21 protein-coding genes and 1 tRNA gene are annotated in these 25969 nt (G+C 41.0%); 12 read left to right on the plus strand and 10 right to left on the minus strand.

Going from position 1 to position 25969, the window contains the following annotated elements:
• Positions 1-9 precede the first annotated feature (9 nt).
• Positions 10-669 (minus strand): ribonuclease T, encoded by a 660-nt coding sequence (gene rnt, locus ACP69Y_RS07985; RefSeq protein ID WP_067724098.1) that lies wholly within the window; start codon positions 667-669, stop codon positions 10-12.
• The gene (pyrC, locus tag ACP69Y_RS07990) at positions 654-1688 is read right to left on the minus strand and encodes a dihydroorotase (RefSeq protein ID WP_425917938.1); all 1035 of its coding nucleotides are present in this window, start codon (positions 1686-1688) and stop codon (positions 654-656) included. The genes rnt and pyrC overlap by 16 nt, the downstream gene beginning before the upstream one ends.
• Positions 1689-1842: 154 nt before the next feature.
• Here pyrC and ACP69Y_RS07995 point away from each other — a divergent pair, with 154 nt between their 5' ends.
• Positions 1843-3102: a GGDEF domain-containing protein gene (locus ACP69Y_RS07995; protein ID WP_425917695.1), complete on the plus strand. Its 1260-nt coding sequence runs from the start codon at positions 1843-1845 to the stop codon at positions 3100-3102.
• A gap of 62 nt (positions 3103-3164) precedes the next feature.
• Here the strand turns inward: ACP69Y_RS07995 and argG are convergent, their stop codons facing one another.
• Entirely contained in the window at positions 3165-4508 is a 1344-nt protein-coding gene (gene argG, locus ACP69Y_RS08000; RefSeq protein ID WP_425917697.1) for an argininosuccinate synthase, read from the minus strand.
• A gap of 792 nt (positions 4509-5300) precedes the next feature.
• On the opposite strand from argG, the gene lldP reads away from it, so the two are divergent.
• The 6 genes from lldP to ACP69Y_RS08030 all read left to right on the plus strand — a co-directional run bounded on the left by lldP (position 5301) and on the right by ACP69Y_RS08030 (position 13306).
• On the plus strand, positions 5301-6965 hold the full coding sequence (lldP, locus tag ACP69Y_RS08005; RefSeq protein WP_425917699.1) for an L-lactate permease: 1665 nt from the start codon (positions 5301-5303) through the stop codon (positions 6963-6965).
• A gap of 20 nt (positions 6966-6985) precedes the next feature.
• Positions 6986-7729: a transcriptional regulator LldR gene (lldR, locus tag ACP69Y_RS08010; RefSeq protein WP_425917701.1), complete on the plus strand. Its 744-nt coding sequence runs from the start codon at positions 6986-6988 to the stop codon at positions 7727-7729.
• A 2-nt stretch (positions 7730-7731) separates the two neighbouring features.
• Positions 7732-8886, plus strand: coding sequence for an FMN-dependent L-lactate dehydrogenase LldD (gene lldD / locus ACP69Y_RS08015; protein ID WP_425917703.1), 1155 nt, complete (start codon positions 7732-7734; stop codon positions 8884-8886).
• A 302-nt stretch (positions 8887-9188) separates the two neighbouring features.
• The gene (gene dld, locus ACP69Y_RS08020) at positions 9189-10886 is read left to right on the plus strand and encodes a D-lactate dehydrogenase (RefSeq protein ID WP_425917704.1); all 1698 of its coding nucleotides are present in this window, start codon (positions 9189-9191) and stop codon (positions 10884-10886) included.
• 199 nt (positions 10887-11085) lie between these two features.
• Positions 11086-13119, plus strand: a complete 2034-nt coding sequence (locus ACP69Y_RS08025; protein WP_425917706.1) for an FAD-dependent oxidoreductase — start codon at positions 11086-11088, stop codon at positions 13117-13119.
• A gap of 97 nt (positions 13120-13216) precedes the next feature.
• Positions 13217-13306 (plus strand) — tRNA-Ser (locus ACP69Y_RS08030).
• 189 nt (positions 13307-13495) lie between these two features.
• Here the strand turns inward: ACP69Y_RS08030 and ACP69Y_RS08035 are convergent.
• The 3 genes from ACP69Y_RS08035 to ACP69Y_RS08045 form a co-directional block, all read right to left on the minus strand.
• Positions 13496-14467, minus strand: coding sequence for a methyltransferase (locus ACP69Y_RS08035; RefSeq protein WP_425917708.1), 972 nt, complete (start codon positions 14465-14467; stop codon positions 13496-13498).
• A gap of 347 nt (positions 14468-14814) precedes the next feature.
• The gene (locus ACP69Y_RS08040; protein WP_425917710.1) at positions 14815-15513 is read right to left on the minus strand and encodes a pirin family protein; all 699 of its coding nucleotides are present in this window, start codon (positions 15511-15513) and stop codon (positions 14815-14817) included.
• A 232-nt stretch (positions 15514-15745) separates the two neighbouring features.
• Positions 15746-16978, minus strand: a complete 1233-nt coding sequence (locus ACP69Y_RS08045) for a L,D-transpeptidase family protein (protein ID WP_425917712.1) — start codon at positions 16976-16978, stop codon at positions 15746-15748.
• A 202-nt stretch (positions 16979-17180) separates the two neighbouring features.
• Between ACP69Y_RS08045 and hemE the strand changes: the two genes are divergently transcribed.
• The 5 genes from hemE to ACP69Y_RS08070 all read left to right on the plus strand — a co-directional run bounded on the left by hemE (position 17181) and on the right by ACP69Y_RS08070 (position 23187).
• On the plus strand, positions 17181-18251 hold the full coding sequence (gene hemE, locus ACP69Y_RS08050; protein ID WP_425917714.1) for a uroporphyrinogen decarboxylase: 1071 nt from the start codon (positions 17181-17183) through the stop codon (positions 18249-18251).
• Between the two features lie 38 nt (positions 18252-18289).
• Positions 18290-19090 (plus strand): DUF817 family protein, encoded by an 801-nt coding sequence (locus ACP69Y_RS08055; protein ID WP_425917940.1) that lies wholly within the window; start codon positions 18290-18292, stop codon positions 19088-19090.
• A 144-nt stretch (positions 19091-19234) separates the two neighbouring features.
• Positions 19235-19705 (plus strand): DUF3015 family protein, encoded by a 471-nt coding sequence (locus ACP69Y_RS08060; RefSeq protein WP_425917716.1) that lies wholly within the window; start codon positions 19235-19237, stop codon positions 19703-19705.
• A 76-nt stretch (positions 19706-19781) separates the two neighbouring features.
• The gene (locus tag ACP69Y_RS08065; protein ID WP_425917718.1) at positions 19782-21668 is read left to right on the plus strand and encodes a DUF4105 domain-containing protein; all 1887 of its coding nucleotides are present in this window, start codon (positions 19782-19784) and stop codon (positions 21666-21668) included.
• A 139-nt stretch (positions 21669-21807) separates the two neighbouring features.
• Positions 21808-23187, plus strand: a complete 1380-nt coding sequence (locus ACP69Y_RS08070) for a diguanylate cyclase (protein WP_425917720.1) — start codon at positions 21808-21810, stop codon at positions 23185-23187.
• Between the two features lie 158 nt (positions 23188-23345).
• Here ACP69Y_RS08070 and ACP69Y_RS08075 read toward each other — a convergent pair whose 3' ends face one another.
• The 4 genes from ACP69Y_RS08075 to trpC all read right to left on the minus strand — a co-directional run bounded on the left by ACP69Y_RS08075 (position 23346) and on the right by trpC (position 25954).
• The gene (locus ACP69Y_RS08075; protein ID WP_425917722.1) at positions 23346-23705 is read right to left on the minus strand and encodes a cupin domain-containing protein; all 360 of its coding nucleotides are present in this window, start codon (positions 23703-23705) and stop codon (positions 23346-23348) included.
• Between the two features lie 97 nt (positions 23706-23802).
• Positions 23803-24351, minus strand: a complete 549-nt coding sequence (gene folE, locus ACP69Y_RS08080; RefSeq protein ID WP_171255180.1) for a GTP cyclohydrolase I FolE — start codon at positions 24349-24351, stop codon at positions 23803-23805.
• Between the two features lie 94 nt (positions 24352-24445).
• Entirely contained in the window at positions 24446-25132 is a 687-nt protein-coding gene (locus ACP69Y_RS08085) for a Smr/MutS family protein (protein ID WP_425917724.1), read from the minus strand.
• Positions 25133-25147: 15 nt separating this feature from the next.
• Positions 25148-25954: an indole-3-glycerol phosphate synthase TrpC gene (gene trpC, locus ACP69Y_RS08090; protein WP_425917726.1), complete on the minus strand. Its 807-nt coding sequence runs from the start codon at positions 25952-25954 to the stop codon at positions 25148-25150.
• Between the last annotated feature and the right edge of the window lie 15 nt (positions 25955-25969).

Raw genomic sequence — 25969 nt, forward strand, 5'->3', positions numbered from 1 at the left:
GGCGGTATCTTATTGATCCGCCACCAGAGTGTCAAGTAGGTGAGGTGCGAGTTTGTTCAAAATATAGCAAAACAGTTCAGCAGTCTTTTGAGTATCGTATAAAGCAGAGTGTGCTTCCTTACCATCGAACTCAATTCCAGCATGAATACACGATTTTGCCAGTACGGTTTGACCAAACATGACTGCACTTAAAGTCACGGTATCGAACACAGAAAAACTGTGAAATGGATTTTGATTTTTAGTTCCCGTACGCGCAATTGCTGCCTGTACAAAACCCAAATCAAAATGCGCATTATGACCGACTAAAACGGCATGGGTACAATTCTGCTGGCGACGAACTTCATTTACAGATTTAAAAATACGTTTTAAGGCACTTTTTTCATCTTCAGCCATCGCCATGCGCATCGGATTAAATGGATCAACCCCAATAAAATCCAGTGAACGACGGTCTAAATTAGCCCCTTCAAAAGGATTAATATGTGCATGATGGGCTTCACCTGGCACAAATTGACCTTCTTCGTTATAAATAATGGGGATTGCTGCAATTTCCAATAAGGCATCGGTCTGTGAGTTAAAACCTGCTGTCTCGACATCGACAACAACAGGTAAAAATCCACGGAAACGCTGACCAATTATTGGTTGGGTTTCATCTGTCACACTTTTCTCCATTGAATGGTATTACCCGCATATAGTGGGATAATTTTTTCACCATCCAAGTAGTCTAAACTTGTCGGAATAACTTGCTCTTCTTTTACCAAAGTAATGGTATTGGTATTACGCGGCAGACCATAGAAGTCAGCACCAAAATGGCTGGCAAAACCTTCCAGGCGCTCAATTTTACCTACTTGGTCAAAAGCTTGAGCATATAATTCAATGGCGGTTGGTGCACTATAACAACCTGCACAGCCACATGCATTTTCTTTGGCATTTTTTGAATGTGGCGCACTGTCTGTACCCAAGAAAAATTTAGGATTCGAGCTGGTCGCCACTTCAAGTAAAGTTTGCTGATGGGTTTGACGTTTTAAAATCGGCAAACAATAGAAATGCGGTTTTATACCACCAACCAGCATATCATTACGGTTAAACAATAAATGCTGAGGGGTAATTGTAGCCGCAACATTGCGGTCTTGTTCAAGTACAAAATTCGCAGCTTCACTGGTAGTAATGTGTTCAAGCACAAGTTTAAGCTTAGGGAACTGTTTTAGTAGCGGTGAAAGCACTTCATCCAGGAAGCGTTTTTCACGATCAAAAATATCAACATGGTTGTGAGTGACTTCACCATGGAGCAGTAAAGGAACTTGATGCTCTTCAAGTTGTTCAATTACAGCATAGACTTTACGAATATCGCTTACGCCATTGTCTGAATTTGTGGTTGCACCAGCAGGGTAGAGCTTGATGGCATTTACATGTTCAGATTCTTTAATCTTTTTAACTTCGCTAGGTTGGGTGTAGTCCGTAAAGTAAAGCACCATACGTGGATCAAATGAGATACCTTCAGGGACATGGGCCAAAATTCGTTCACGATAAGCATTAGCTTCTTCAACTGTTTTTACAGGAGGAACAGTGTTTGGCATACAAATTGCGCGCGCAAACTGTCTGGCTAAATCTGGAACCGTACGTTTTAAAGCCAGACCATCACGAAGGTGAGCATGCCAATCATCTGGCTGGAGAAGAGTGATTGTATTCAAGGTCATTTTAATCGAACAAATAAAACAAATGATAATCCATAAAGTGTGAAAATGGTAACGACAATTAAAGACAAAAGGCGATATATATTTAAATATAAATCATAAAATTGTGTTATTTTTAAGTAACTAAAAAAGAACTACATAATGCTTGCAAATGGAATACAAGTATAATCTGGCTAAATTACAGTACGATAAAGAAAAAGTAGAAGAACTGGTTACGCAGCAAAGTCGCCGTGTAGGACAAGTTTTTCCAAAAAAACTAGAACAGGAATTTTGGTCTAAAAATTTAGAACGCGCGCGTAAACATATTGAAAAATATTTCTGGGGTGGCGTTTTAATCTATTTTCTTTTCGTAGTGGTCATGATTCCAAGTGACTACTGGATTATCGACAAGCAATATTTTGTCCATGATTTTGTGCAATGCCTGTTGGGACTGGCGAATGGTGGCGCGTGTTTGCTGATTCTATTTTGGTTTGCTTATTTTCCTAAAATACGTCCATATTTTGCCCATGCAGCGATGGGAATCAAGTTTTGGGCCATTGTTTCCATGTCATGGCTGACTATGACAGTTGAAACAGTGGTGCTTCAGCATCAGGCCATGGCTATATTGTGTATTATTTATATTCTTGGCTATATTCTTTCTGGAGTAAAACCGTTTCATATGTTGTTGACAGGTGTGTCGGCAGCAATATTCACAATTGTTCTATTTTTAGGGCTGGATATTAATTTTGATGCGATGGTATTGGGGCGCATTCTCACTGGAAGTTGTGTACTGGGTTATGTCATTAGTCATATGATCTTTGCACGTGAACGTATGATTTATTTATATTCAATGCGTGCCAGAATTAGTGAGAAAATTCACCGCATTCATAATTCAGAATTACTGCATCTTAGTCAGCACGATGAACTGACTAAAATTTCAAATCGCCGTACTTTCGATGAAATGATGGAAGTTTTTTATCAGCAAACTCGTCTTGACCATACCTCTTTATCTATTTTGTTTATTGATGTTGATTTCTTTAAAAACTATAACGATTTTTATGGTCATCAGAAAGGTGATGACGTGATCTCTTCAATTGCCAAATCGATTAAAAATGCCATCCGGCATATGGATTTCGTTGCGCGCTATGGCGGTGAAGAATTTGTGGTTTTATTACCTGAAACAGATGCGCATGGTGCCTATGCGGTTGCATCGAATATTTTTAAGGCAATCGAGCGTTTAGAAATCCCACATGCTAAATCATTGGTGTCGAGCTACATTACGATTAGTTTGGGGATTACGGTTTATCGTGGGGAAAATGAGATTAGCAAAGAAGAATTACTCAAGATTGCCGATCAAGCTTTATATCGGGCTAAACAACTTGGAAGAAACCAAATTTATTATCAATCTATTCGTACGACAAATATCGCTTAAAGGCTTAAAATTCAAGCATAAAAAAACCGCCTAAATAGGCGGTCTTTTAACATCAAACAAACTTATTTGTTTTTGTCTTTTAATTGAGGTACTGCAGAACCTGTCCCCACAGCAAGAAGGCCTGCGTTGGTATAGAGGCCGAGTTTCGCACGCGTATCTGTAATGTCCAGGTTACGCATAGTTAACTGGCCAATACGGTCCATAGGCGTAAACATAGAATCACCTTTCTCCATCGTCAAACGCTCTGCTTCATAAGTGAGGTTAGGAGATTCAGTGTTCATGATTGTAAAGTCATTACCACGACGAAGTTCTAAAGTTACTGTACCTGTTACTGCTTTAGCGACCCAACGTTGAGAAGTCTCACGAAGCATTAATGCTTGTGAATCGAACCAACGACCTTGGTAAAGCAGGCGACCTAGACGTAAACCGTTGATACGGTATTGTTCAATAGTATCTTCGTTATGAATACCCGTTACAAGGCGTTCATAAGTGATATGAAGAAGAGCCATACCCGGTGCTTCATAGATCCCACGAGATTTTGCTTCAATAATACGGTTTTCGATCTGGTCCGACATGCCTAGACCATGACGACCACCGATACGGTTCGCTTCAAGAATCAAGTCAACTGGATTGTCAAAACGTTGGCCATTCAATGCAACTGGCATACCTTCTTCGAAAGTCACAGATACAAGTTCAGGTTTAACCTCAACATCATCTTTCCAGAACGCAACGCCCATGATTGGGTCAACAATTTTGATACCTGCATTGAGGTATTCAAGATCTTTGGCTTCGTGCGTGGCACCCAACATGTTTGAGTCAGTTGAATAGGCTTTTTCTTTTGACATTTTGTAGTCAAAACCGTTATCAATCAGGAACTGTGACATTTCTGCACGGCCACCCAACTCATCAATAAACGTTTGGTCTAACCAAGGTTTATAGATTTTAAGGTTTGGGTTGGTGAGCAAACCATAACGGTAGAAACGTTCAATGTCGTTACCCTTATAAGTTGAACCATCACCCCAGATGTTTACGTCGTCTTCTTTCATTGCGGTAACAAGCATAGTACCTGTTACTGCACGGCCCAAGGGGGTCGTATTGAAATAAGGAACGCCGCCAGTGCTAATGTGGAAAGCGCCACACTGAATTGCAGCAATACCTTCAAGTGCAAGCTGTAAACGGCAGTCAACCAAACGAGCTTTTACTGCGCCATAAGCTTCAGCTTTTTTAGGAATCGCATCGTAGTCTTCTTCATCTGGCTGACCCAAATTTGCTGTATAAGCATAAGGTTCAGCACCTTTTTGTTTCATCCACAATAAAGCAGCTGAGGTATCAAGGCCACCAGAGAAGGCAATCCCGACTTTTTTGCCTACTGGTACATTCTGCAAGATAGTTGCATTGTCAGTCATTGTAAGTCCTAACGATATGAAATAGGCACCACGATAATTGGTAGCCGAGGAGAATCTATAGTTGCCTCAATTGTAGCACTTTTAGGTGAAATTTTTTTCGTAAAAATAAGCAATCAAAAAAAATATCTGTACTTTTTAAGCGGATAGTATAGTGAAAAATCATCAACAGGTGATTTAAGGCCACAGAAAGTAAATTAACTTAAATAAATTAAACCATAAATGAATGAAGTAAATCGTTTGAGCTTAGCAACCCAATAGGGGGTGGATAGAGCAGAAAGATAAAAAGCTTGGTTAAGCCAGACTTTACTTTACTCAATTGCAACCCCTTTCAAACCGTTAAAATAAATTACTGGCCGATTTCTCCGTTAATGAATTGACTGAATGCATACCAAGTTGAAAATTTTAATGAAAAGGCGGGACAGATTATTTTGAGTATTAAAAGTATACAGTAAGAAGCGGAAAATTAGAGGATTAGACTAAAGTTGCATAAATATAAAAAGATTAAAACTTTATTCAAAAAACTTAAATAAAAACAAAGGTAGTAATTCTTTTGAGTAATTTTAGGAGTGTTTTAAAAAAGCAAATTATTATTTAAATTTAAATAATATTGGTCAGACCAATATTATTTTAATCAGACCACTATTGATCTTTAATTAAACAAAAACTAGTATATTTACCGAAATATGAATTATTTTTTTGTTTAACTCAATATTGGTCATACCAATTATAGGTTAATCTTTTAACTAATCAGACCAATTCTAATAGAGCCGTGAGCATTTCAAGGAGAAGACAATGCTTCAATCTTGGCAACAGATTTACGATCCTATGGGCAATATCTGGATTTCCAGCGCGATTGCCCTTATTCCCATTATCTTTTTCTTCCTCGCATTGGCGATTTTCCGGTTAAAAGGTAGCGTGGCGGGAACCATTACGGTTGTTCTAGCACTGTTGGTTTCTCTTTTTGCTTATCAGATGCCTGTTGCAATGGCTTTTGCCTCCATGATTTATGGTTTTTTCTACGGCTTGTGGCCGATTGCCTGGATCATTATTGGGGCAGTGTTTTTATATAAAATTTCAGTAAAAACCGGACAATTTAATATTATCCGTTCTTCCATTTTATCCATTACTGAAGATCAGCGTTTACAAATGCTGCTCGTAGGTTTTGCTTTTGGTACCTTCCTGGAAGGTGCGGCAGGCTTTGGTGCACCGGTCGCAATTACTGCGGCCTTGCTGGTCGGCTTGGGCTTTAAACCGTTATATGCAGCGGGTCTATGTTTAATTGTAAATACTGCACCTGTTGCCTTTGGTGCAATGGGAATTCCGATTATTGTCGCAGGGCAGGTGTCTGGCGTGGATACCATGGAAATCAGCCAGATGGTGGGTCGTCAGTTACCGTTCATGGTGCCAATCGTGTTGTTCTGGATTATGGGGATTATGGATGGTTGGCGCGGTATTAAGGAAACCTGGCCCGCTGTGATTGTGGGTGGTGGTTCTTTTGCGATTGCACAATATTTAACGTCTAACTTTGTTGGTCCGGAACTTCCGGATATTACTGCAGCCATTGCATCTTTAGTGACCTTGACGATTTTACTTAAATTCTGGAAACCTAAACACATCTTCCGTTTTAGCAATGCAGATGGCAATGTGGATGAGAGCTTACAAGCCGATCAGCAAAAAAAATACACACTTGCACAGATTGCCAAAGCGTGGTCTCCATTCATGATTTTAACCGTGATGGTGACCATTTGGAGCATCAAACCCTTTAAGGATCTATTCACCAAAGACGGTGCCTTACATGATTGGGTTTTTTCAATCAAGGTGCCGTATTTGCATCAACTGGTGCAGAAAATGCCGCCCGTGGTTCCACAAGTTAAAGATTACGATGCCATTTTTAAATTTGACTGGCTCTCTGCGACGGGAACAGCCATTTTTATTGCCGCGCTTATTACCATTATTTTCCTGAAAATGAAGCCAAAAGAAGCAGTGGTGACTTTTGGCGAAACCCTGAATGAATTAAAAACTCCCATTTATTCCATTGGTATGGTCTTGGCCTTTGCTTTCATTGCCAATTATTCGGGTATGTCGGCAACGCTGGCATTGGCACTGGCTCATAGCGGCAAAGCCTTTACTTTCTTCTCGCCATTCTTGGGCTGGATCGGGGTATTTCTAACCGGTTCCGATACTTCGGCGAATGCGTTATTTGCAGCATTACAAGCAACTACAGCACAACAGATTGGGGTGCCGGAAGTGCTGCTGGTCGCCGCCAATACCAGTGGTGGAGTCACCGGAAAAATGATTTCACCGCAATCCATTGCGATTGCCTGTGCCGCGGTAGGACTGGTAGGTAAAGAATCTGATCTGTTCCGTTTTACGGTTAAACACAGTATCGTCTTTACCATCATGATGGGTATTATTATTAGCTTACAAGCTTATGTATTCCCGTGGATGATTCCATAACACGCAATTGAGGTCAGCAAATGAAAGTTTCCGACAAAGTAGTACAAAGCCTGCGCATATTGATTGAGCAAAACAATATGAAAGTTGGAGACCGTTTGCCTGCTGAACGAAGATTATGTGAACAACTGGGTGTATCTCGTTCCTCTTTACGCGAAGCTATTCAGCAACTGACCAGTCGCGGAATGTTGCTGAGTAAAGTGGGAGCAGGCACTTTTTTGCAGCAATTGCCGACCAATTGGTCACAACATCAGATTGTGCAGCCTTTAAGTGATTTAATTGATCAAGATCCTGCTTACCGCTTTGATGTGCAAGAAGCACGAACTATTTTGGAAGGCGGGACAGCGTGGTATGCCGCAGAGCGTGCAACACCAGAAGACCTGCAAAATATTCGTGATTGCTATGCACAAATTAGCCATTTTCAAGCCATCGGTGATGATGATCAGGCAGCACAGGCCGATGCCAGATTTCATCTTGCCATTGCCGAAGCTTCGCATAATTTGGTGCTGATCCAGATGATGCGTGGCTTATTTGATTTGTTGCAATTCAACGTGGTGCTGGGGCGCCGAAAAGTGTATTCCGAACCCCATCGTTTTGATCAGTTGCATTTACAGCATCAACAAGTGATAGATGCGATTGAACGTCGAGATCCAGAAGCTGCCAGACAGGCAGTATGTGGACATATTGAGTTTGTTATTCAACAAGTACGCTCGATTGATGAGGAAGATGCCCGTCGTCAGCGTGCGAGTCGATTAAATAGGATTTAACCATGATTATTTCTTCTGCTAATGATTACCGTGAAGCCGCTAGGCGTCGCTTGCCACCCTTCTTGTTTCATTATATTGATGGGGGTGCATATGCGGAATATACACTCAAGCGTAATGTAGAAGACTTATCCAAAATTGCCTTAAGGCAGCGTGTTCTGAACGATATGTCTTCTTTAAGTCTGGAAACCAGATTGTTTAATGAAACCTTGTCGATGCCTGTCGCTTTATCGCCGGTCGGATTGACCGGGATGTACGCACGTCGCGGCGAAGTGCAGGCGGCGGTCGCAGCAGATAAAAAAGGAATTCCTTTTACTTTATCGACAGTTTCAGTTTGTCCGATTGAAGAAGTGGCACCAGCCATCCAGCGCCCAATGTGGTTTCAGCTGTATGTGCTACGTGACCGCGGTTTTATGAAAAATGCCTTAGAGCGTGCCAAAGCGGCGGGTTGCTCAACTTTAATCTTTACGGTAGATATGCCCGTTCCAGGCGCGCGCTACCGCGATGCCCATTCCGGAATGAGTGGCGCCAATGCCGCCATGCGCCGTTATTTACAATCGGTATTGCATCCACAATGGGCATGGGATGTGGGATTGCATGGCCGTCCGCATGACTTGGGCAATATTTCAAAATACTTGGGCAAACCGACAGGACTTGAAGATTATATAGGCTGGTTAGGCAATAATTTTGATCCGTCTATTTCCTGGAAAGACCTGGAATGGATTCGGGAGTATTGGGATGGCCCTATGGTCATCAAGGGTGTTCTGGACCCAGAAGATGCCAAGGATGCGGTACGTTTTGGTGCCGATGGGATTGTGGTGTCGAATCATGGGGGACGTCAGCTCGATGGTGTTTTATCCAGTGCACGTGCTCTACCGCCGATTGCCGATGCAGTCAAAGGCGAGATTAAAATTTTGGCCGATTCCGGTATCCGTAATGGTTTAGATGTGGTGCGTATGCTGGCTTTGGGTGCAGATACTTGCATGCTCGGTCGTGCCTTTATTTATGCTTTAGGTGCAGCAGGCGGAGCCGGTGTTTCTAATCTACTGGATTTAATCGACAAAGAAATGCGTGTAGCGATGACTTTAACCGGTGCGAAGACCATTGCAGATATTACTTCGGATTGTTTGGTGAAACTGGATCGAGAGTTGGTTGGGTGATTTATATTCTGAATGAATATGGAATATAAACTTAATCGCTAAGTTTGATACACGAAAGTGTCATCTGCAATTGTTTGAGGCAGGACTACATTATTAAAAATAATGTTTCTGCGAAGAATGTATTGAAAAGGTGGTCTTTGCCGAGTTTTGCGGATGACAATGGTTTTGCCTACTTTTCCCGAAAGAAAAGTAGGTCGAACCGAAGGTTTATCCAGAAGTATAAATAATATTGAAAAGACTCCGTCGTAATGAATGCCTTGTTAATTGATGTTGAATAAGGATTCGTAAACAGGATATGGAATATGCAATCCCAATCAGATACACAGCAAACCATTCAAAACCTCATCAATATTGTCGGTAGGCAACATGTATTGACCGGTGACAATGACACTCGTTTATATCGTCAAGGTCGTCGTTACGGTTCCGGCCAAGTCTTGGCCGTGGTCATACCGGGTTCATTGCTGGAACAGTGGCAATTGTTGCAGGCTGCGGTGAATGCAGACTGTATCGTGATTATGCAGGCAGCCAATACTGGACTCACTGGAGGTTCAACGCCTTTTGGCAATGATTATGATCGTCCTGTAATTCTCATCAACACCCGGCGCTTAGTTGGCATTCAAGTCATTAATGACGGGAAACAAGTGGTTTGTCTACCTGGGGCAACATTAGATACATTAGAAAAGCAGCTGTCACCGTTTAATCGTGAACCACATTCTGTCATTGGTTCATCCTGTATTGGCGCATCAGTTTTAGGCGGAGTCTGTAATAATTCGGGTGGAGCATTGGTTCGTCGTGGTCCTGCCTATACGGAACTGGCACTATATGCACGCGTAAATGATTCTGGACAGCTCGAATTGGTCAATCATTTGGGAATCAATTTAGGTTCAACACCCGAAGAAGTTTTATCAAGATTAGAAAATCAGCAATATCAGATGAATGACATTCAAGATGATTCCAATTGTTGTGCCTCAGATCAGCATTATGCACATGATGTCACTCAGGTCGATGAAAATACCCCAGCACGATTTAATGCAGATCCATCACGTTTGTATGAAGTATCCGGTTCAGCAGGAAAAGTTTGTGTTTTTGCGGTACGTCTGGACACTTTTGAAAAAATTCCCAGTCAGGTGTTTTATGTCGGCACCAATACCCAAGAGGATCTAACCGCAATTCGCCGTTTTCTACTTACCGATTTACCACGCCTGCCGATTGCAGGAGAGTATATTCACCGGATCGCTTATGATATTGGTGCCGAATATGGTAAAGATACTTTCATGTTTATCGAGAAATTCGGGACTGCCAAAGTACCGGCTGCTTTTGCCATGAAAGATAAAGTCGATGGATACTTGGAAAAAATCGGCATGAAAGGGCTGTCAGATAAAGTCTTGCAAATGGTGAGCAAATTTTTGCCGTCGCATTTGCCGAAACGCATGAATGAATTTCGTGATTTGTATGAGCATCATTTGGTGTTGCGCATCGAAAATCAGGATGTAGCACAGGTTCAGCAATGTTTAAAACAGTATTTTTTATCTCACACCACTGGAAATTATTTCCTCTGTAATGAAGAGGAAGGCCGTAAAGCCTTTTTACATCGTTTTGCCGTTGCAGGCGCAGCCATTCGTTATCGCGATACCCATCGTAGTGAAGTGGAGGATATTGTCGCCTTGGATATTGCTTTACGCCGTAACGACCGTGAATGGATCGAAACTTTGCCTAAGGAAATGGATGAGCTGATCATCCATAAACTTTATTATGGTCATTTTTTATGTCATGTGTTCCATCAAGACTATATTGTGAAAAAAGGTGTTGATCCTTTAGCGATTGAACATCAAATGTGGCATTTACTGGATCAACGTGGAGCCGAATATCCTGCCGAGCATAATGTCGGACATTTATATGTGGCCAAGCCTGCACTCAAAAATCATTATCAAAAGTTGGATCCCACCAATAGTTTTAATGTCGGGATTGGCCATACCTCCAAATTAAAAGGTTGGAGTTAAAGCCTGGTCATTAAAAGATTGTAATTAAAATAAAAAATAATGATGAGTTCTATCTCTGGTGCAACCTGACAACTGCACCTTTTTTATCGAAAATTGACTGTTTCGTCAGACAATGTTGAAAAGATGTCATAAACAAATAAATAAAAATAGGTAAAGTAGTATGCAACAAGTTGCAAAGCCAATAAATTAAGGATTCATCATGACAACTCGCTATGCAAATATTTTAAAACCGCTACATTTGGGCTTTACGACCATAAAAAACCGTGTCGTGATGGGTTCTATGCATACAGGTCTGGAAGACCGATTTTATAACTATCCAAAATTGGCGGCATATTTTGGCGAACGTGCAAAAGGCGGTGTGGGGCTGATTATCACTGGAGGAATTTCACCGAACCGTCAAGGCTGGTTACTGCCGGCTGGTGGAACCATGAACAACTTGGGTGATGTGGCACCGCATCGTTTAGTGACCCATGCAGTACATAAGCATGGTGCAAAAATTTTGATGCAAATTCTGCATTCCGGCCGTTATGGTTACCAGCCTTTTGTAGTTTCTGCCAGCCCAATCAAGTCACCGATTTCACCATTTAAACCGCGTCAAATGAGTGAAAAGCAGATTCTGGATACTATTGAGGATTATGCTCATACTGCCAGCATTGCTAAAAAAGCCGGCTATGACGGTGTAGAAATCATGGGTTCTGAAGGGTATTTGCTGAATCAGTTTTTAAGTCGTCATGTCAATATGCGAGATGACCGTTGGGGCGGTGACATTGAAAACCGCATGCGTTTTGCAGTGGAAATTGTCAAAGCCATACGTGAAAAAATTGGTGAAAACTTTATTATCTGTTTCCGTTTGTCCATGCTGGATCTGGTGCATGACGGCAATACCATGCAGGAAGTGATTGCGGTTGCCCAAGCTCTGGAAAAAGCAGGGGTAACCTTGCTGAATACCGGTATCGGCTGGCATGAGGCACGTATTCCCACCATTGTGACGTCAGTACCGCGTGCTGCATTTGCAGACTACACGGCAGAAGTGAAAAAGCATGTTGCTATTCCAGTGATTGCATCCAACCGTATTAACATGCCTGAAACTGCCGAAGCTATTTTAGCGGCTGGAAAAGCAGATATGGTGCAGATGGCACGCCCCCTCTTGGCAGATGCTTTCTGGGTCAATAAAACAGCGACCAATCGTGTTGATGAAATTAATACCTGTATTGCCTGTAACCAGGCCTGTTTAGATCATACTTTTAAAAATAAACGGGCAACCTGCTTGGTGAATCCGCGTGCTGCATATGAAACTGAACTGGTTTATTTAAAAACCAAAAAACCTAAAAAGATCGCTGTTATCGGTGGTGGTGTGGCAGGAATGTCTGCTGCAACAGTAGCGGCAAGTCGCGGTCATAAAGTTACCTTGTTTGAAGCTGCAACAGATGTAGGTGGGCAATTTAATTTAGCTAAAGTGGTACCGGGTAAAGAAGAATTTCACGAAACCATTCGTTATTTTAAAGTTCAAATTAAAAAAACAGGGGTAGAGCTTCGATTAAATACCAAAGTGAACCGTGAACAGCTTGAACGTGAAGGCTTTGATGAAGTCATCGTTGCAACAGGTGTTGTACCTCGTAGTTTAAAAATTGAGGGCAGTGAGGCACCTCAAGTCTTGTCTTACGCAGAAGTGTTGCGTGGCGCACCAGTTGGTCATAGAGTTGCAGTAATTGGTGCAGGTGGGATTGGTTTTGACGTGTCGGAATTTTTATTAAAACCGGAACATCAGCCTCAGCCGCAACCGTTGGCAGACTGGCAGCGTGAGTGGGGCATTGATCCAAATCCAAACTATATTTCTGAAGGTGGCATGAAAGCGGCTGAAGTGGATCAACCTGTACGCGAGATCTATTTATTGCAACGTAAAATGACACCGCTGGGTATTGGTTTAGGCAAGACTTCAGGCTGGGTACATCGTGCGCAATTGAAAAAGCATGCAGTGAAGATGCTACGTGGTGTGCAATATAAATCCATTACCAATGAAGGCTTATGGATTGAAACTAACGGCTATGACCAACTGTTACGTGTCGATACCATTGTGGTGTGTGCAGGGCAAGAGTCGGTAAAAGACATTATGCCTAATGACGATGAATTTACCTTGGCGAATTATCATATTATTGGCGGTGCCAAACTGGCGGCAGAGCTTGATGCAAAGCGTGCAATCCGCGAGGGTGCTGAATTAGCAGCCAAATTATGATTTTTTAAGTTAATTTGGCGAAACAATATTCATTTGAATGGTTTAGTTGTAATTTTTACTTGTCAGCTTTTAAAAAGATCCGTATTATGGCGCACATGGAAGCGTGGCAGAGCGGTTTAATGCACCGGTCTTGAAAACCGACGAGGGTGTGAGTCCTCCGTGAGTTCGAATCTCACCGCTTCCGCCAAATATCTAAATAAGCCCTTGTTATTACAAGGGCTTTTTTAATGTCTGTAATTTTAGCTATATAAAATTAGCTATATAAAAATGGACACGATAAATAAAAAAGAACCGGACAAAACTAATGGAAAAAAATTAAATAAATTATTTATTTTTTCTGAGGATAATTTTGAATATGTGGATAACACAGCTATTCTTAATGCATCAATTCCAATTTAACCAAAACCAAAGCAATTCGTTCTATATGTTGATAAGCAGGCTGCTCTAATTCTTCGCCAAAAACATCGGGATCAATTTCTTCATAACACCAGTTTATGTTTGATTTAGATAGCATCAACTTTTCAAGCTGTTCTAAAAAAGGGTTACTGTCTGGCCGGATTGCTATCCCAGTATATAAAAATAAACACCCTTGTGGATTCAGTCGCTCAATGCCTTCTTGCAATATTTTAAATGATAATTCATTGCCATCTAGCTCATTACCACCGTGACGATATTGCCGCTGATCTGCATCAATTAAATAAGGGGGATTGGCAAAAATAAGGTCAAACTGTCCTTCAAGATTCTTAAATAAATTGCTGTAGACTGGGGTGATGTTATTTAAATCTGCAAAACTTGCATTGATTTGGCTATATGACAATGCTTTCGGATTAAGATCCGCCACCGTAATTTTATTAAAATCAGGAAAATTTTTGGCCATACTAATGGCAGCCGCCGAAGTACCGCAGCACAATTCTAAACCTCGTTTGAATGACTGAGGTTTGTCCGCCAAATATTGTTTTAAATGATAAACAAAGCGATAAGTATCTGGTCCAAAAAAAACCGCGTCATGTTCAACGGTGGGAAAACCAGAATGAATAAATAATTCATCACCTAAAGAAGCTACTCGTACATGACTGAACCACTGACCATCGTGGAAACGGATAAGCTGATTTTCTTTTAGAATTGTAAAAAGGGAGGATTCCAGAGAGGTTTCTGTGAATGCTAAATTCCAGCCGAATATATCGCGGAGAGTCATATTTTTGTTTTTTGTGTTCTTGTTTCGGTTCAAAATACGTTGATGGGAAAGAGGGGTTATCGTAGTAAAGTGGTAATTCTTTTGTTTTAAAAAATCTAATAAAAAAAGCAGAGCCTGTTGCTGGGTGGTTTGAACATTCAAAATCTGATCCATGTAGATTTTCTCTTCTGATTATTAAAAAATAATTTAAGGTTTATAGATTTATTTCACCATTTGCAATAGATCCACCATCATAGCCTTACTGATTAAAGCTATGTTCTATCTCTTTATTTCAAAATAGGCCAGATTTATATTCCTCTAACAGGCAGTTTTTTTAGGTAAAAATATGATGGTTATTGGTTTAATTTTTATTTTTTGCAGATATGGATGCAACAAGATACAAAGATAATTAGAGTGAATAAGCTGTTAAATACATTTTTTTGATATTCACCTTTTTTAATCTAATCGAGATGACTATTGGGCAATAGTCCTCTCAAGTAGGGAGTTATCAATATACAGCGTTAATTTTTCGCCTTGGGTAAATCAAACCAGATAAATTGACTATCTTCTAAAGCTTTAATTTCATTGTTTTCTGCAAAAAGTAGCGCATCGCCAACTTTCACAATTTGATCTTCAATCTGGATTGCCCCTGAAATGACATGCACATAATTGACTTGCTGTGTCGCTTCAACAGGAAGCCGATGATCTTTTTTCAAGACCGCAGTTTTTACTTCAGCTTGTTGACGAATATGCATAAGCGCATTATCACTCGGTCCAGCAATTAAGTGCCACTGATTCGGTTGCTCATGCGGATTACACTGAATTTGCTGATAATTGGGTTCTGCATCTTGTACATCAGGGTGAATCCAGATTTGCAACATATGCACCGGAGTATCGCCATTGTTCATTTCGCTATGTTGAACCCCTGTACCTGCGCTCATAAGCTGCCATTCACCCGCAGTAATATGACGTTCATTACCCATGCTATCTTTATGCGAAATCGTACCATCAAGTACACAGGTTAAAATTTCCATATTTTCATGGGGGTGTGTACCAAAACCATTATGAGCAGCGATGGTGTCATCATTAATGACGCGAAGTACACTGACGCCCATGTATTTGGGGTCATACCAGCTACCAAAAGAAAAACTATGCTTGGTGTCTAACCAACCGGCATTAACATGACCTCGATTTTCAGCATGATGCAAAAAAGCATTCATCTTTGATGCTCCTTATTATTTGAAATTTGAATGATAATACCGAGCTATAAAAGTGATAAAAATAGTATAAAAGCGACATATCATTCTATTTATGCAACGGCTGTTTTTTATTGTTAATATTCAGAATATGTAAATTAGATCACATTATGAGCAGTTTTAAGATAAATGGCATTTTATTTTTTGTAAAAAAAAGCCCGCATAAATGCAGGCTTTGAAATAATCAATATTTTGATTATTCTAGGAATTTAACAGTTACGCCAGATTTCACTTTTTTACCTAAGTCATTCGCATCCCAGTTGGTTAAACGGATACAACCATGCGATGCAGTTTTAGAAATTGCAGATGGGTTTGGTGTACCGTGAATACCAAATGATTTTTTACTTAAACCAATCCAGATATTTCCAACCGGACCATTTGGACCCGGTGGTAGTGAAAGCGGTTTAGTATTCTTACCTTGCACAAAATTGCTTGGTGAATAACTATACCAAGGATTTGGTGCTACGCCAGTGACTTTATAAGTACCGGTCGGAGAAGGAGTATCTGAACTACCAATGGTCGCCGGGAATGAACCAATCATTTGATTGCGGCTGTTAAATAAGTACAGCTGTTTGGCACCTTTATGCGCAACGATCAGATGAATATCTTCTGGGACTTCGTTACGGATATTTGCGACAATGATTTTCTCGCCCGCTTTCTTGAAAGTTGTTTTCGGATTTAACTTTTTCAAAAAGTCTTCATCCATGTGGAACTTTTCACTCAACATTTCAGTTACACGAGTGTAATACAGACCTTTCATTTTTGCCTGTAACGCATAATCGTGAGGAATAGATGCGGCATAAGGACCTTTTAAGTCAGCATCGGTAATGGTGTATTCAATAAATGCAGGTTTAGAACCCTGTTTGGCAAGTAAGGCATTCCAGGTTTCTTGAGTTAAGGTCCCTGTTGGTTTAATGCCACTTATTTGCTGGAATGACGCAATCGCTTTCAGGGTGTTTTTACCACTTGAGCCATCAATTGCACCTGGTGAAGCATGGGAATTATTTAACATGACATGGGCACGGGCATAAACCGGGAACTGACCTTTACCAATATTTTCATACCATTCGGCACTGTTCAGGCCATCTAATGTCCATGATGCTTTGGCTGCAGCATTAGAACTGGTGGTCACACTCGATGTTTTTGTCGTAGGCGCAGTACCGATTGCAGCAGTATCATCTTCAGATTTTTGAAGATCTTGTAAGGTTTTCGAAGCCTTATTCAAGTCTTGCTGTTCTTGTTGTGTAATATGGGTTTCAGTGCTTTGAGCGCTTGAGGCTGCTTCAGTTGCAAGAGGGTCAATAGGGTCTTGAACCGCAGTATCAGCAATCTTTTTGGGATTTAAAGGCTGTTCAGCAGTAGATGCGGCAAACGCTGTACCCGCAAAAATGCAACTTAAACTCATGGCGAGTAATGTGCGAACGAACATGGAATTCAACCTTAAAAATTATTCATTAACAATTTGATAAAACTACACAAGTATTGCAGAAAAAATGAGGAGATGCAGTATTTGTTTTGTGTAAAAATTATTTTACATTTCCCATGATTACTTTTTAAAGGCGAGAGAAGTTACTAAATTTTCGGGCTTTTTGGTATGATGGTTCGAAGATTAAAAATGAGATGGGAAAGTAATGACGACTCTAAAAAACGATCGTTTTCTACGTGCCTTATTGCGTGAGCCAGTAGATATCACACCAGTTTGGATGATGCGTCAAGCCGGGCGTTATTTGCCTGAATATCGCGAAACACGTGCCAAAGCGGGTGATTTCCTTTCCTTGTGCAAAAATAATGATTTTGCATGTGAAGTCACTTTGCAACCTTTGCGCCGTTATGACTTAGACGCAGCCATTCTGTTTTCAGATATTTTAACTGTGCCGGATGCTTTAGGGTTAGGCCTGTATTTTGAAGCGGGTGAAGGTCCGAAGTTCCATAAAACCATTCGTACTGAACAGGATGTGGCGAATCTACCCAACTTTAATGCCAAATCTGATCTAGATTATGTGATGAATGCTGTAACCACCATTCGCTCTGCATTAGGCGGCCAAGTGCCATTGATTGGTTTTTCCGGTAGTCCTTGGACGCTTGCAACCTATATGATTGAAGGGGGTTCAAGTAAAGACTTCCGTTATACCAAACATATGATGTATGCCCAACCTGAAGTGTTGCATGCCTTGCTTGACCGTCTGGCCATTGCTGTCATTGATTATTTAAATGCGCAAATTGATGCTGGTGCACAAGCGATACAGATTTTTGACAGTTGGGGTGGAGCATTAGCACATCGTGAGTACATCGAATTTTCATTGAACTACATGCAGAAAATTGTTGCAGGTTTAAAACGTGAAAATGAAGGTCGTAAAGTACCGGTGATTTTATTTACCAAAGGTGGCGGTCAGTGGATCGAGCCTATGCTGGCCACGGGTGCAGATGCATTAGGTCTGGACTGGACTACGCCGTTGAATGTGGCACGCCAAACTGTTAATGGTCGTGCTGCTTTGCAAGGAAACCTGGATCCAGCCACCTTGTATGGCACACCGGCATCCATTGAAAAAGCCACCAAAGCCATGCTAGATGATGCTTATGCGGGTGGTGAAAAAACCGGTTATATCGCCAACTTAGGTCATGGTATTACCCAATGGGTCGATCCTGCAAATCCTAAAGTATTTATTGATACTGTGCATGAATATAGCGCCAAATATCTTTAAGTAAATATGAGTAAACTCATTTTTAGGATTTAACCTTGATCAGTCTTTTTAAATCATGTTTTGAATTCTCATTTAAGGCAGCTTCGGCTGCCTTATTTGGGATTTTACTGCTGGTTGCTTTTGTATTTACAGCATTTATGGGAAGCCAAGAATTTTATGGCTTTTTTCGTTACGATTATTTGTTGTTTTATGCCCTCATTATTCAAGTTTGCTTGCTGTATTTAAAGCTAGAATCATGGCCAGAAGCCAAAGTCATTGCCTTGTTTCATATTATGGCGATGGTCATGGAAATTTTCCTGACTCATCCGCAAATTGCTTCATGGCAGTATCCCCAACCTGCAATATTCAAAATTTTGACCGTACCATTATTTGCTGGATTTATGTATTCAGCAGTGGGTAGTTTTTTTGCCCGCTCATTAAGACTGTATCAAGTGTCATTCGAGAAGCTTCCTGATTTTCCTAATATGATGGCTTTGGCAGTACTCTCGTATATTAATTTTATGAGCAAATTTTTTGTTCCAGACATTCGCTTGCTGCTCTTTGCTTGGAGCGTGCTTATTTTCTGGAAAACCAAAATTCGCTTTCAGTTACAACAGCATCAAATAAAACTCCCGATGTTACCGGTGCTGATGATTTTGGCGTTCATTATCTGGATTGCAGAAAATATTAGTACCTTTTATAAAATCTGGTTATATCCTAGCCAAGTTGATGCCTGGCATATGGTGGGGTGGGGCAAGCTTGGTTCTTGGTATTTACTGTTATTGCTCAGTCTGGTACTGGTGATGAGAATTTTAGGCGAACGTCATTCCGAAGGGTGCTGGACCCTTAAAAATCATTAAAACAGTAGCGGTTAATCTTTAGCTAAAGCATACATTTTTTCCATTGCACCATACTTGACTTCAAGCTAATCTGCTAATTATGTAATTTAAATTACATGACTAGAGTAATAACAAAGACTGCATGAGAATAATTGGAGAATAAGCATGTTGAAAAAAATAATGCTGGCCGCTGTATTGGTCACAGGTTCAAGTATGGCTATGGCCGATAACGATGTCGGTTGTGGTATTGGTAGTCAGGTATGGGCGGGTCAGTCCGGCATCATTCCTAAACTTCTGGCAGGAACAACCAACGTTCTTTTTACTAACCAATGGATCGGAATTACTTTCGGTACTTTAGGATGTAGTCAAGGCGGAAGAGTCACCGCTCAGGTGGTCACTTTCACCAACGAAAATGCCGAGACTCTCGCACGTGACATGTCGGTAGGTGAGGGTGAAAGCCTGAATGTACTGGCTGAATTACTCAATATTAAAGCTGAAGATAAAGCACGTTTCTTTGCGGTATCCAAGCAAAATTTCTCTGAAATTTATTCCGATAAAAATCAGAACACTCTTCAAGTATTAACTTCTTTACAAACCGTCATGGCGAAGGATGAGGTGTTAAAAGCCTACGTCTAATCCGCTGTCTGAAAACCCTGTCACCTTGGCAGGGTTTTCTTATGAATATAAGAATTGAAGAGAATAAGATTACTGAATGAAATATGCTTTTTTACTGTTGGGGCTGAGCTTGATTCATTTAAGTCACGCGGCCGAAATAAACCCGGAAATCCAAACTTATTTAGATCGGGCTGAAACGAAACATCTGGATCAGACCCGTACTTGGCAACGACTCATGTATGCGAATGCCCAGGGTAAAAGTGAGGTTCACTATGCAGGCTATTTTCTGGACAAACAGGGATCAACCGACCTTAAAAAGGAAATGCAGCAGAATATACAGGCCTTATTCATAGCCGCAGAACCGAATCAATCTATACGCTGTAAATTTCCGGCACGAAGTCACTGGCTGATGCAGCAATTGAACCTGGCTGAACAGCAATTACCGGCAGTGAGTTGCCCCGAATTTGACCAATGGATCAGTCAGGTCAAACCTTATAAAGCCACCCTGATTTATGCCACAGATTTCATGGGTAATCCCAGTTCGATGTTTGGTCATACTTTATTGCGTCTGGATCCGAAAGATCAGCAGCAGTTAAACCTGATTTCCTATGCGGTGAACTATGCAGCTACAGTAAACAGTAACGACAACTGGTCTTTTGCCTGGAAAGGCTTGACCGGACAATACCCCGGTGAATATTCCCTGATGCCTTATTACCGTAAAGTCAAGGAATATGGCGACTTTGAAAGCCGTGATTTATGGGAGTATGAGCTGAATTTAGACCCGGAAGAAACGCAGTTTCTGGTTCAGCATCTGTGGGAAATGCAGAAGGTCAGTTTCCCTTATTATTTTATTAACGATAACTGTGCTTACCGCTTGCTCGGGCTTTTTGATCTGGCACGTCCCGAGCTGAATCTGCAGGCACAGTTTAACTCTGCTGCTATTCCTATAGAAACTTTGAAAATCGTTGAGCAGCAGGGATTAATCAAGGATAAGATTTATCGGCCTGCTCTGGAAACCCAATTATTGGCTCAGACTAGACAGCATGGTAAAACGCTGGCAAAAATGGCGCATCAGCTGGCATATGCAAATACAGATATAATGCCTTTAATGCTACAAAAATTTCCGGTGCAGGATCAGGCTAAAATTCTGGAAATGGCCTATGATCATTTGTATCTGGATTTTCTCAGAAAAAAAATTATTGAGTCTTTTGCCCAGCCTCGTTTCCGTCAATTATTGAGTTTAAGAAGTCAGCTCGATACAGAAAAGCAGCGTAAACCGCCCGAGCGTCCAAAAACGGATCCGACCCAGAGCCATAATGCACGTCTTTTTTCAGTAAATGTGGGTGAGGTGCAGGGTGAAAAATTTATCGAGCTTGGACATCGTCAGGCTTATCATGATTTGATTGATCCACAAGCTGGCCTACGTACCGGTACCCAGCTTTTATTTCTCAATGGGGTAATACAGTACCGTGAAGATGAACTGAAATTGGAGCAACTTGATCTGATGACGGTCAATTCCTATAACCCGATGAATCCATTTAATATACCGTTGTCTTGGGGCTTTAATCTCGGCTGGAAACAGGAAGCTTTGAATACGGATGGTCAATTTAGTGAACGTGAACAGCACGGCGTCGCCAATTTAAAAGTCCAGATGGGCTATAGTTATGCCGATCAAGCACGGGAGCATTTGTGTTATGCACAGTTGCAAAATCATATTCAAGCAGGTAAGGCATTGGATGATGGCTGGCGCGTTGGGATGGGACCAACCATCGGCTGTCAGAATCTTTGGTCAGATAAAGTTAATTCTTTAATTCAAGTGGAATTCCCGTATTGGCAAGACTCACAGCAATGGCAATTGCGGCTAAATACGCATCTACAATATGTATTGAATCCTCAAAATGCAATTCGCTTAGATTGGCAATACCAGCAACAAGACCATAAAGACTGGATGAAAACCACTCTAGGATATGTACGGTTTTTTTAAGGCTCCCTAGGAATAAATTTAATTTTTCTCATTTTTTATAAAAAACACCGAATAGTTCATAAGGTTGTTTTTTTAATAATTTGTTATATTAATAACGTAATTATCTCCCTTATATTTTAAAGCTGCTGGAATAAATTGTATGAATACTGAAAGTATTGCCATGCTTGCTGCGCAATGGAAGTCGGTTTGTCAGGAATTTTCAACAATTGATTTGAATGACACTTTTCAGTTTATTCAAGCGCATTCCCAAACACTGGTTTATGAATTTTATAAAAATATCATGCAGGAAAAGGAAGCCTCATATTTTTTATCGGATGATATTGTTCAGAACCGCTTAAAAACTACGCTTAACCAGTGGTTAATGGATTGTTTTCAGGTGCCGTTCCAGCAGAACTTCGAACAGATTGTGCAAAAGCAATTAATGGTAGGTAAAGTCCATGCACGTATCGGCATTCCATCCTGGCTAATTATGCGGGGTGTCGGTGAGATTGAAAAGAAAGTCTTTTTACTTCAGGCCGAACAGGAGCAAAAAAATAGTTTGCGTATGGCCTCTTATATCGTACAGATATTAGGCTTTGCTTCAGAAATTATGTGCCGCTCCTATGAAGTCAATTTGGAAAAGAATAATGATATAAAACATACTTATCGTTTGTTTTCCGCCATGCAGGATGTGGCTGCGCAAAAGGACAGGCAGCGCAGCTCATTATTAAACTGGGAAAATGAGCTGATGTTTAAGGTATTTTCGCACGAGCCGAAATTTACTCATCAGTTACTGTCAAAATCTGAATTTGGCTTATGGTTTATCCATAAAGCCGCTTATGCATTTACTGGGTCTGAGCAGGTCGCGGCCATTGTTGAGCGTATTTACCAGATTGATCCGCTGATTCAGCAAGTTTTAAATGCTGCCGAAAAAGATAAAGCCATCCAGTTGATTCAGGATATTCGTGAAAAAAATAGAGAGATTCAGCATCTGGTCGATCAACTTTTTCAGGTGGCAGACTATATCGACTCGGGCAGTGATTCCCTCACCCAACTGCTCAACCGACGTTATTTGAGTACCATTGTTACGCGTGAAATTGATTTTTCACGTAAAAATGATGCGCCGTTGTCTTTGCTCGCCATAGATGCAGATCACTTTAAACGGATTAATGACAAATACGGACATGCAGCGGGTGATTTGGCTTTACAGTTTATTGGTGAAGTATTGCTTGATTCCATTAAGGGGAGTGATTATGCATTCCGTGTTGGCGGGGAAGAGTTTTTATTATTGCTGGTCGATAGCGATTTAGTTCGGGCGCAAGAAATTGCAGAACAGATCCGTAGCCGGATTCAGGAAACCCCGATTGGCAGCCGACCAGGGAGCAGCTTTAATTTTACCGTCAGTATCGGCTGCTCACTTTATGATGGCCATCCTGATTATCAGCGTTTTCTGGATGCTGCAGATACTGCACTGTACGCAGCCAAGAATAGTGGCCGAAACCGTGTCTATTTGGCTCAAAACAAAGTTACAGGTGGCTAATACACCAGCGCCTGTGCAGAGCTAACAAAGCGCTAGATATTGGACTGATTAATCCAGTCTTGGATTTTTTTGTTTTTGTGCTAGATATGTAGGGATGAGCTTTGGGTTTTATCCCATATAAAAGCACGAAGAAAAAAGAAAACCTGTATATACAGGTTTTAGGCTTCAACCACGACAAAATATTTTTTAACCGCTTCAACAACTTCAAATTTACCAGTAAAGCCCGGTGGGATAATGCCAGCTTCACCTGCTTTAACTTCGACAAAACTTTGTGTTTTGACATCATGTAAACGTACCAGACCTTCAATCACCTGAAAGAATTCCTGTTTGTTGGCAGCAAATTGAATATTCCATGCTCCCACTTCACAGGTCCAGATGCCACAGTTCATATTGGGATGCTCATATAAACTTTGAGTTATACGTTTAGGGTTGCCTGCAACCAGACGATCAGGACGAGGATAATCAATCGTTGCCTCACTTTGAGTCAAACCGTGACCTGCTAAGCAAATAGATGACATGACTTATCCTTAAAGTTAAAAGTTGCGTAAACGAAAAATATTAAAGCATCAATAAAAAAGCCCCGAACAAGCGGGGACTTTTTGAAGGCTGAAAAGCTTAGAGACTTTCAGGTAAAGCAGTCAAGAATTCACGACGTTCATCTTTATTGGTTTTAAAATCACCGACAAAAGAAACCGTACGGGTGGTTGATTCCTGTTTGCCTACACCACGCATCATCATGCACATATGTGCAGAATCAATCATAACAGCAACACCACGTGCTTTAGTGACTTCAGCTACAGCTTCAGCAATTTGTTGAGTCAGGTTTTCCTGAATTTGCAAACGACGCGCAAACATTTCAGTAATGCGGGCAAATTTAGATAAACCTAAAACGTTACCTTCAGGTAAATAAGCAATATGCACGCGACCATAAAAAGGCAATAAATGATGTTCACATAAAGAATAGAATTCAATGTTTTTCACTAAAACCATTTCACGGTTGTCAGAAGGGAAGACCGCACTATTGGTCACTTCTTCCAAAGTTTTGCTATATCCAGACGTTAAATACGAAAAAGCTTTAGCAGCACGCATTGGCGTATCTTTAAGACCAGGACGATTAAGATCTTCACCAACGGCGGTTAAAATGTTGGCGTAGGATTGCTGCATAGACATAAGACGTGTTCACTTACACTGATATCGAACAAGGACGGCATTGTAGCAGAAAACCGCTATAATGCCCTGTTTTGGGGAAAAATTCCGATTACTGTTTAAATTTAGGGTTTTTTTCGCTGCGTTTTAGCAAGACTAAAACGGCACCCGTGCCACCTTGCTTTTCAGGCGCACTGACAAACGCTAAAACATCACGGTGTTGACGAAGCCAGCCATTCACATAGGTTTTTAAAATGGCTTCAGGGCCTTTACCATGCACAATTTTAATGACATTTTGATTTTCATCTTTTGCCATTTGAATGATCTGTAATACTGCAGCTCGCGCATCTTCAACCGTACAACCATGTAGATCCACTGCCTCAAACCAGCGCAAATTGCCGGCTTTTAAATCTTCAAAAACTTTGTGCTGTAAAGTTGCAATGCGATAACTTAATGTGGCTTGGCTGGCAACAGGATTCAGCATGGCTTGAGTATCAGAAAGCTCTGCATTGTCTATTTGCATTGGGCCAGTGGCTGAAGCACGTTTGGCTAATGTTTGGGCATCCATCTTTTTCTTTTTGTTCTTTTCAACCGGCGCAATATTGCTGGTGTCCATTTTTTTGACACCCTGCATCGACTTTTGGAACAAATCGAAATCATCTTCCGGTTCTTGCTGGGCCTGAGCTTTAGGCTCAGGTTGTTTGGCAATAGCAGTTGAATGCGGATTGGTCATTTGCTTTTTAAAAGATTTCAGCAAGTTGTACTGATCTTTCGAAAGCGAAGAATCATGTTTACTCATAATCTTAATTATTCATCAAACAGGTTCAGGCTGACCAAATAATGCGGTGAATGCATGATCTGGACGAGGCTGTTTCATAAAACTTTCACCCACAAGGAAGGCATGAATATCATGTTCTTGCATCATGTGGACATCATTTGGTGTAGCAATACCACTTTCAGTCACCAGTAAACGTGAAGGCTCAAGCAATTTTTTCAAACGCAGAGATGTATTTAAATCGACATCAAAGGTTTTTAAATTACGGTTATTCACGCCTAGCAAGCAACGTTCTGAAAGTCTCAGTGCACGTTCAAGCTCTTGTTCATCATGCACTTCAACCAGTACATCCAGATTATGTTCAAATGCGGTTTTAGACATTTCTTCCAGTTGCTGGTCGGACAGACACGCCACAATGAGAAGAATACAGTCCGCATGCAGGGCACGTGCTTCAATCACACCATAAGGATCAATCAGAAAATCCTTACGCAAAGCAGGCAGGGCACAATGTGAACGAGCAATCGCAATATTTTCGTCAGCACCTTGGAAGAAGTCCACATCAGTCAATACCGATAAACAGGCTGCGCCCGCTTGCTCATATTGCTGTGCAATTTCAGCAGGATTAAAATTTTCACGAATCACGCCTTTAGACGGTGATGCTTTCTTAATTTCAGCAATCACGCCTGGACGTTTAGATAATAAAGACTGAGCAAAACCACGTACAGGTGTCGCTGCCTGCGCCAGTTCTTCAACATCTTTTAAGCTATGTTGTTTTAAACGTGCAGCAAACTCTACCTGCTTGCGGTCAACAATTTTACCTAAAATCGTATTTGCGATATCTAACATGACAATATTTCCTTT

Source organism: Acinetobacter sp. TSRC1-2, assembly GCF_049895885.1.
GTDB lineage: Bacteria > Pseudomonadota > Gammaproteobacteria > Pseudomonadales > Moraxellaceae > Acinetobacter.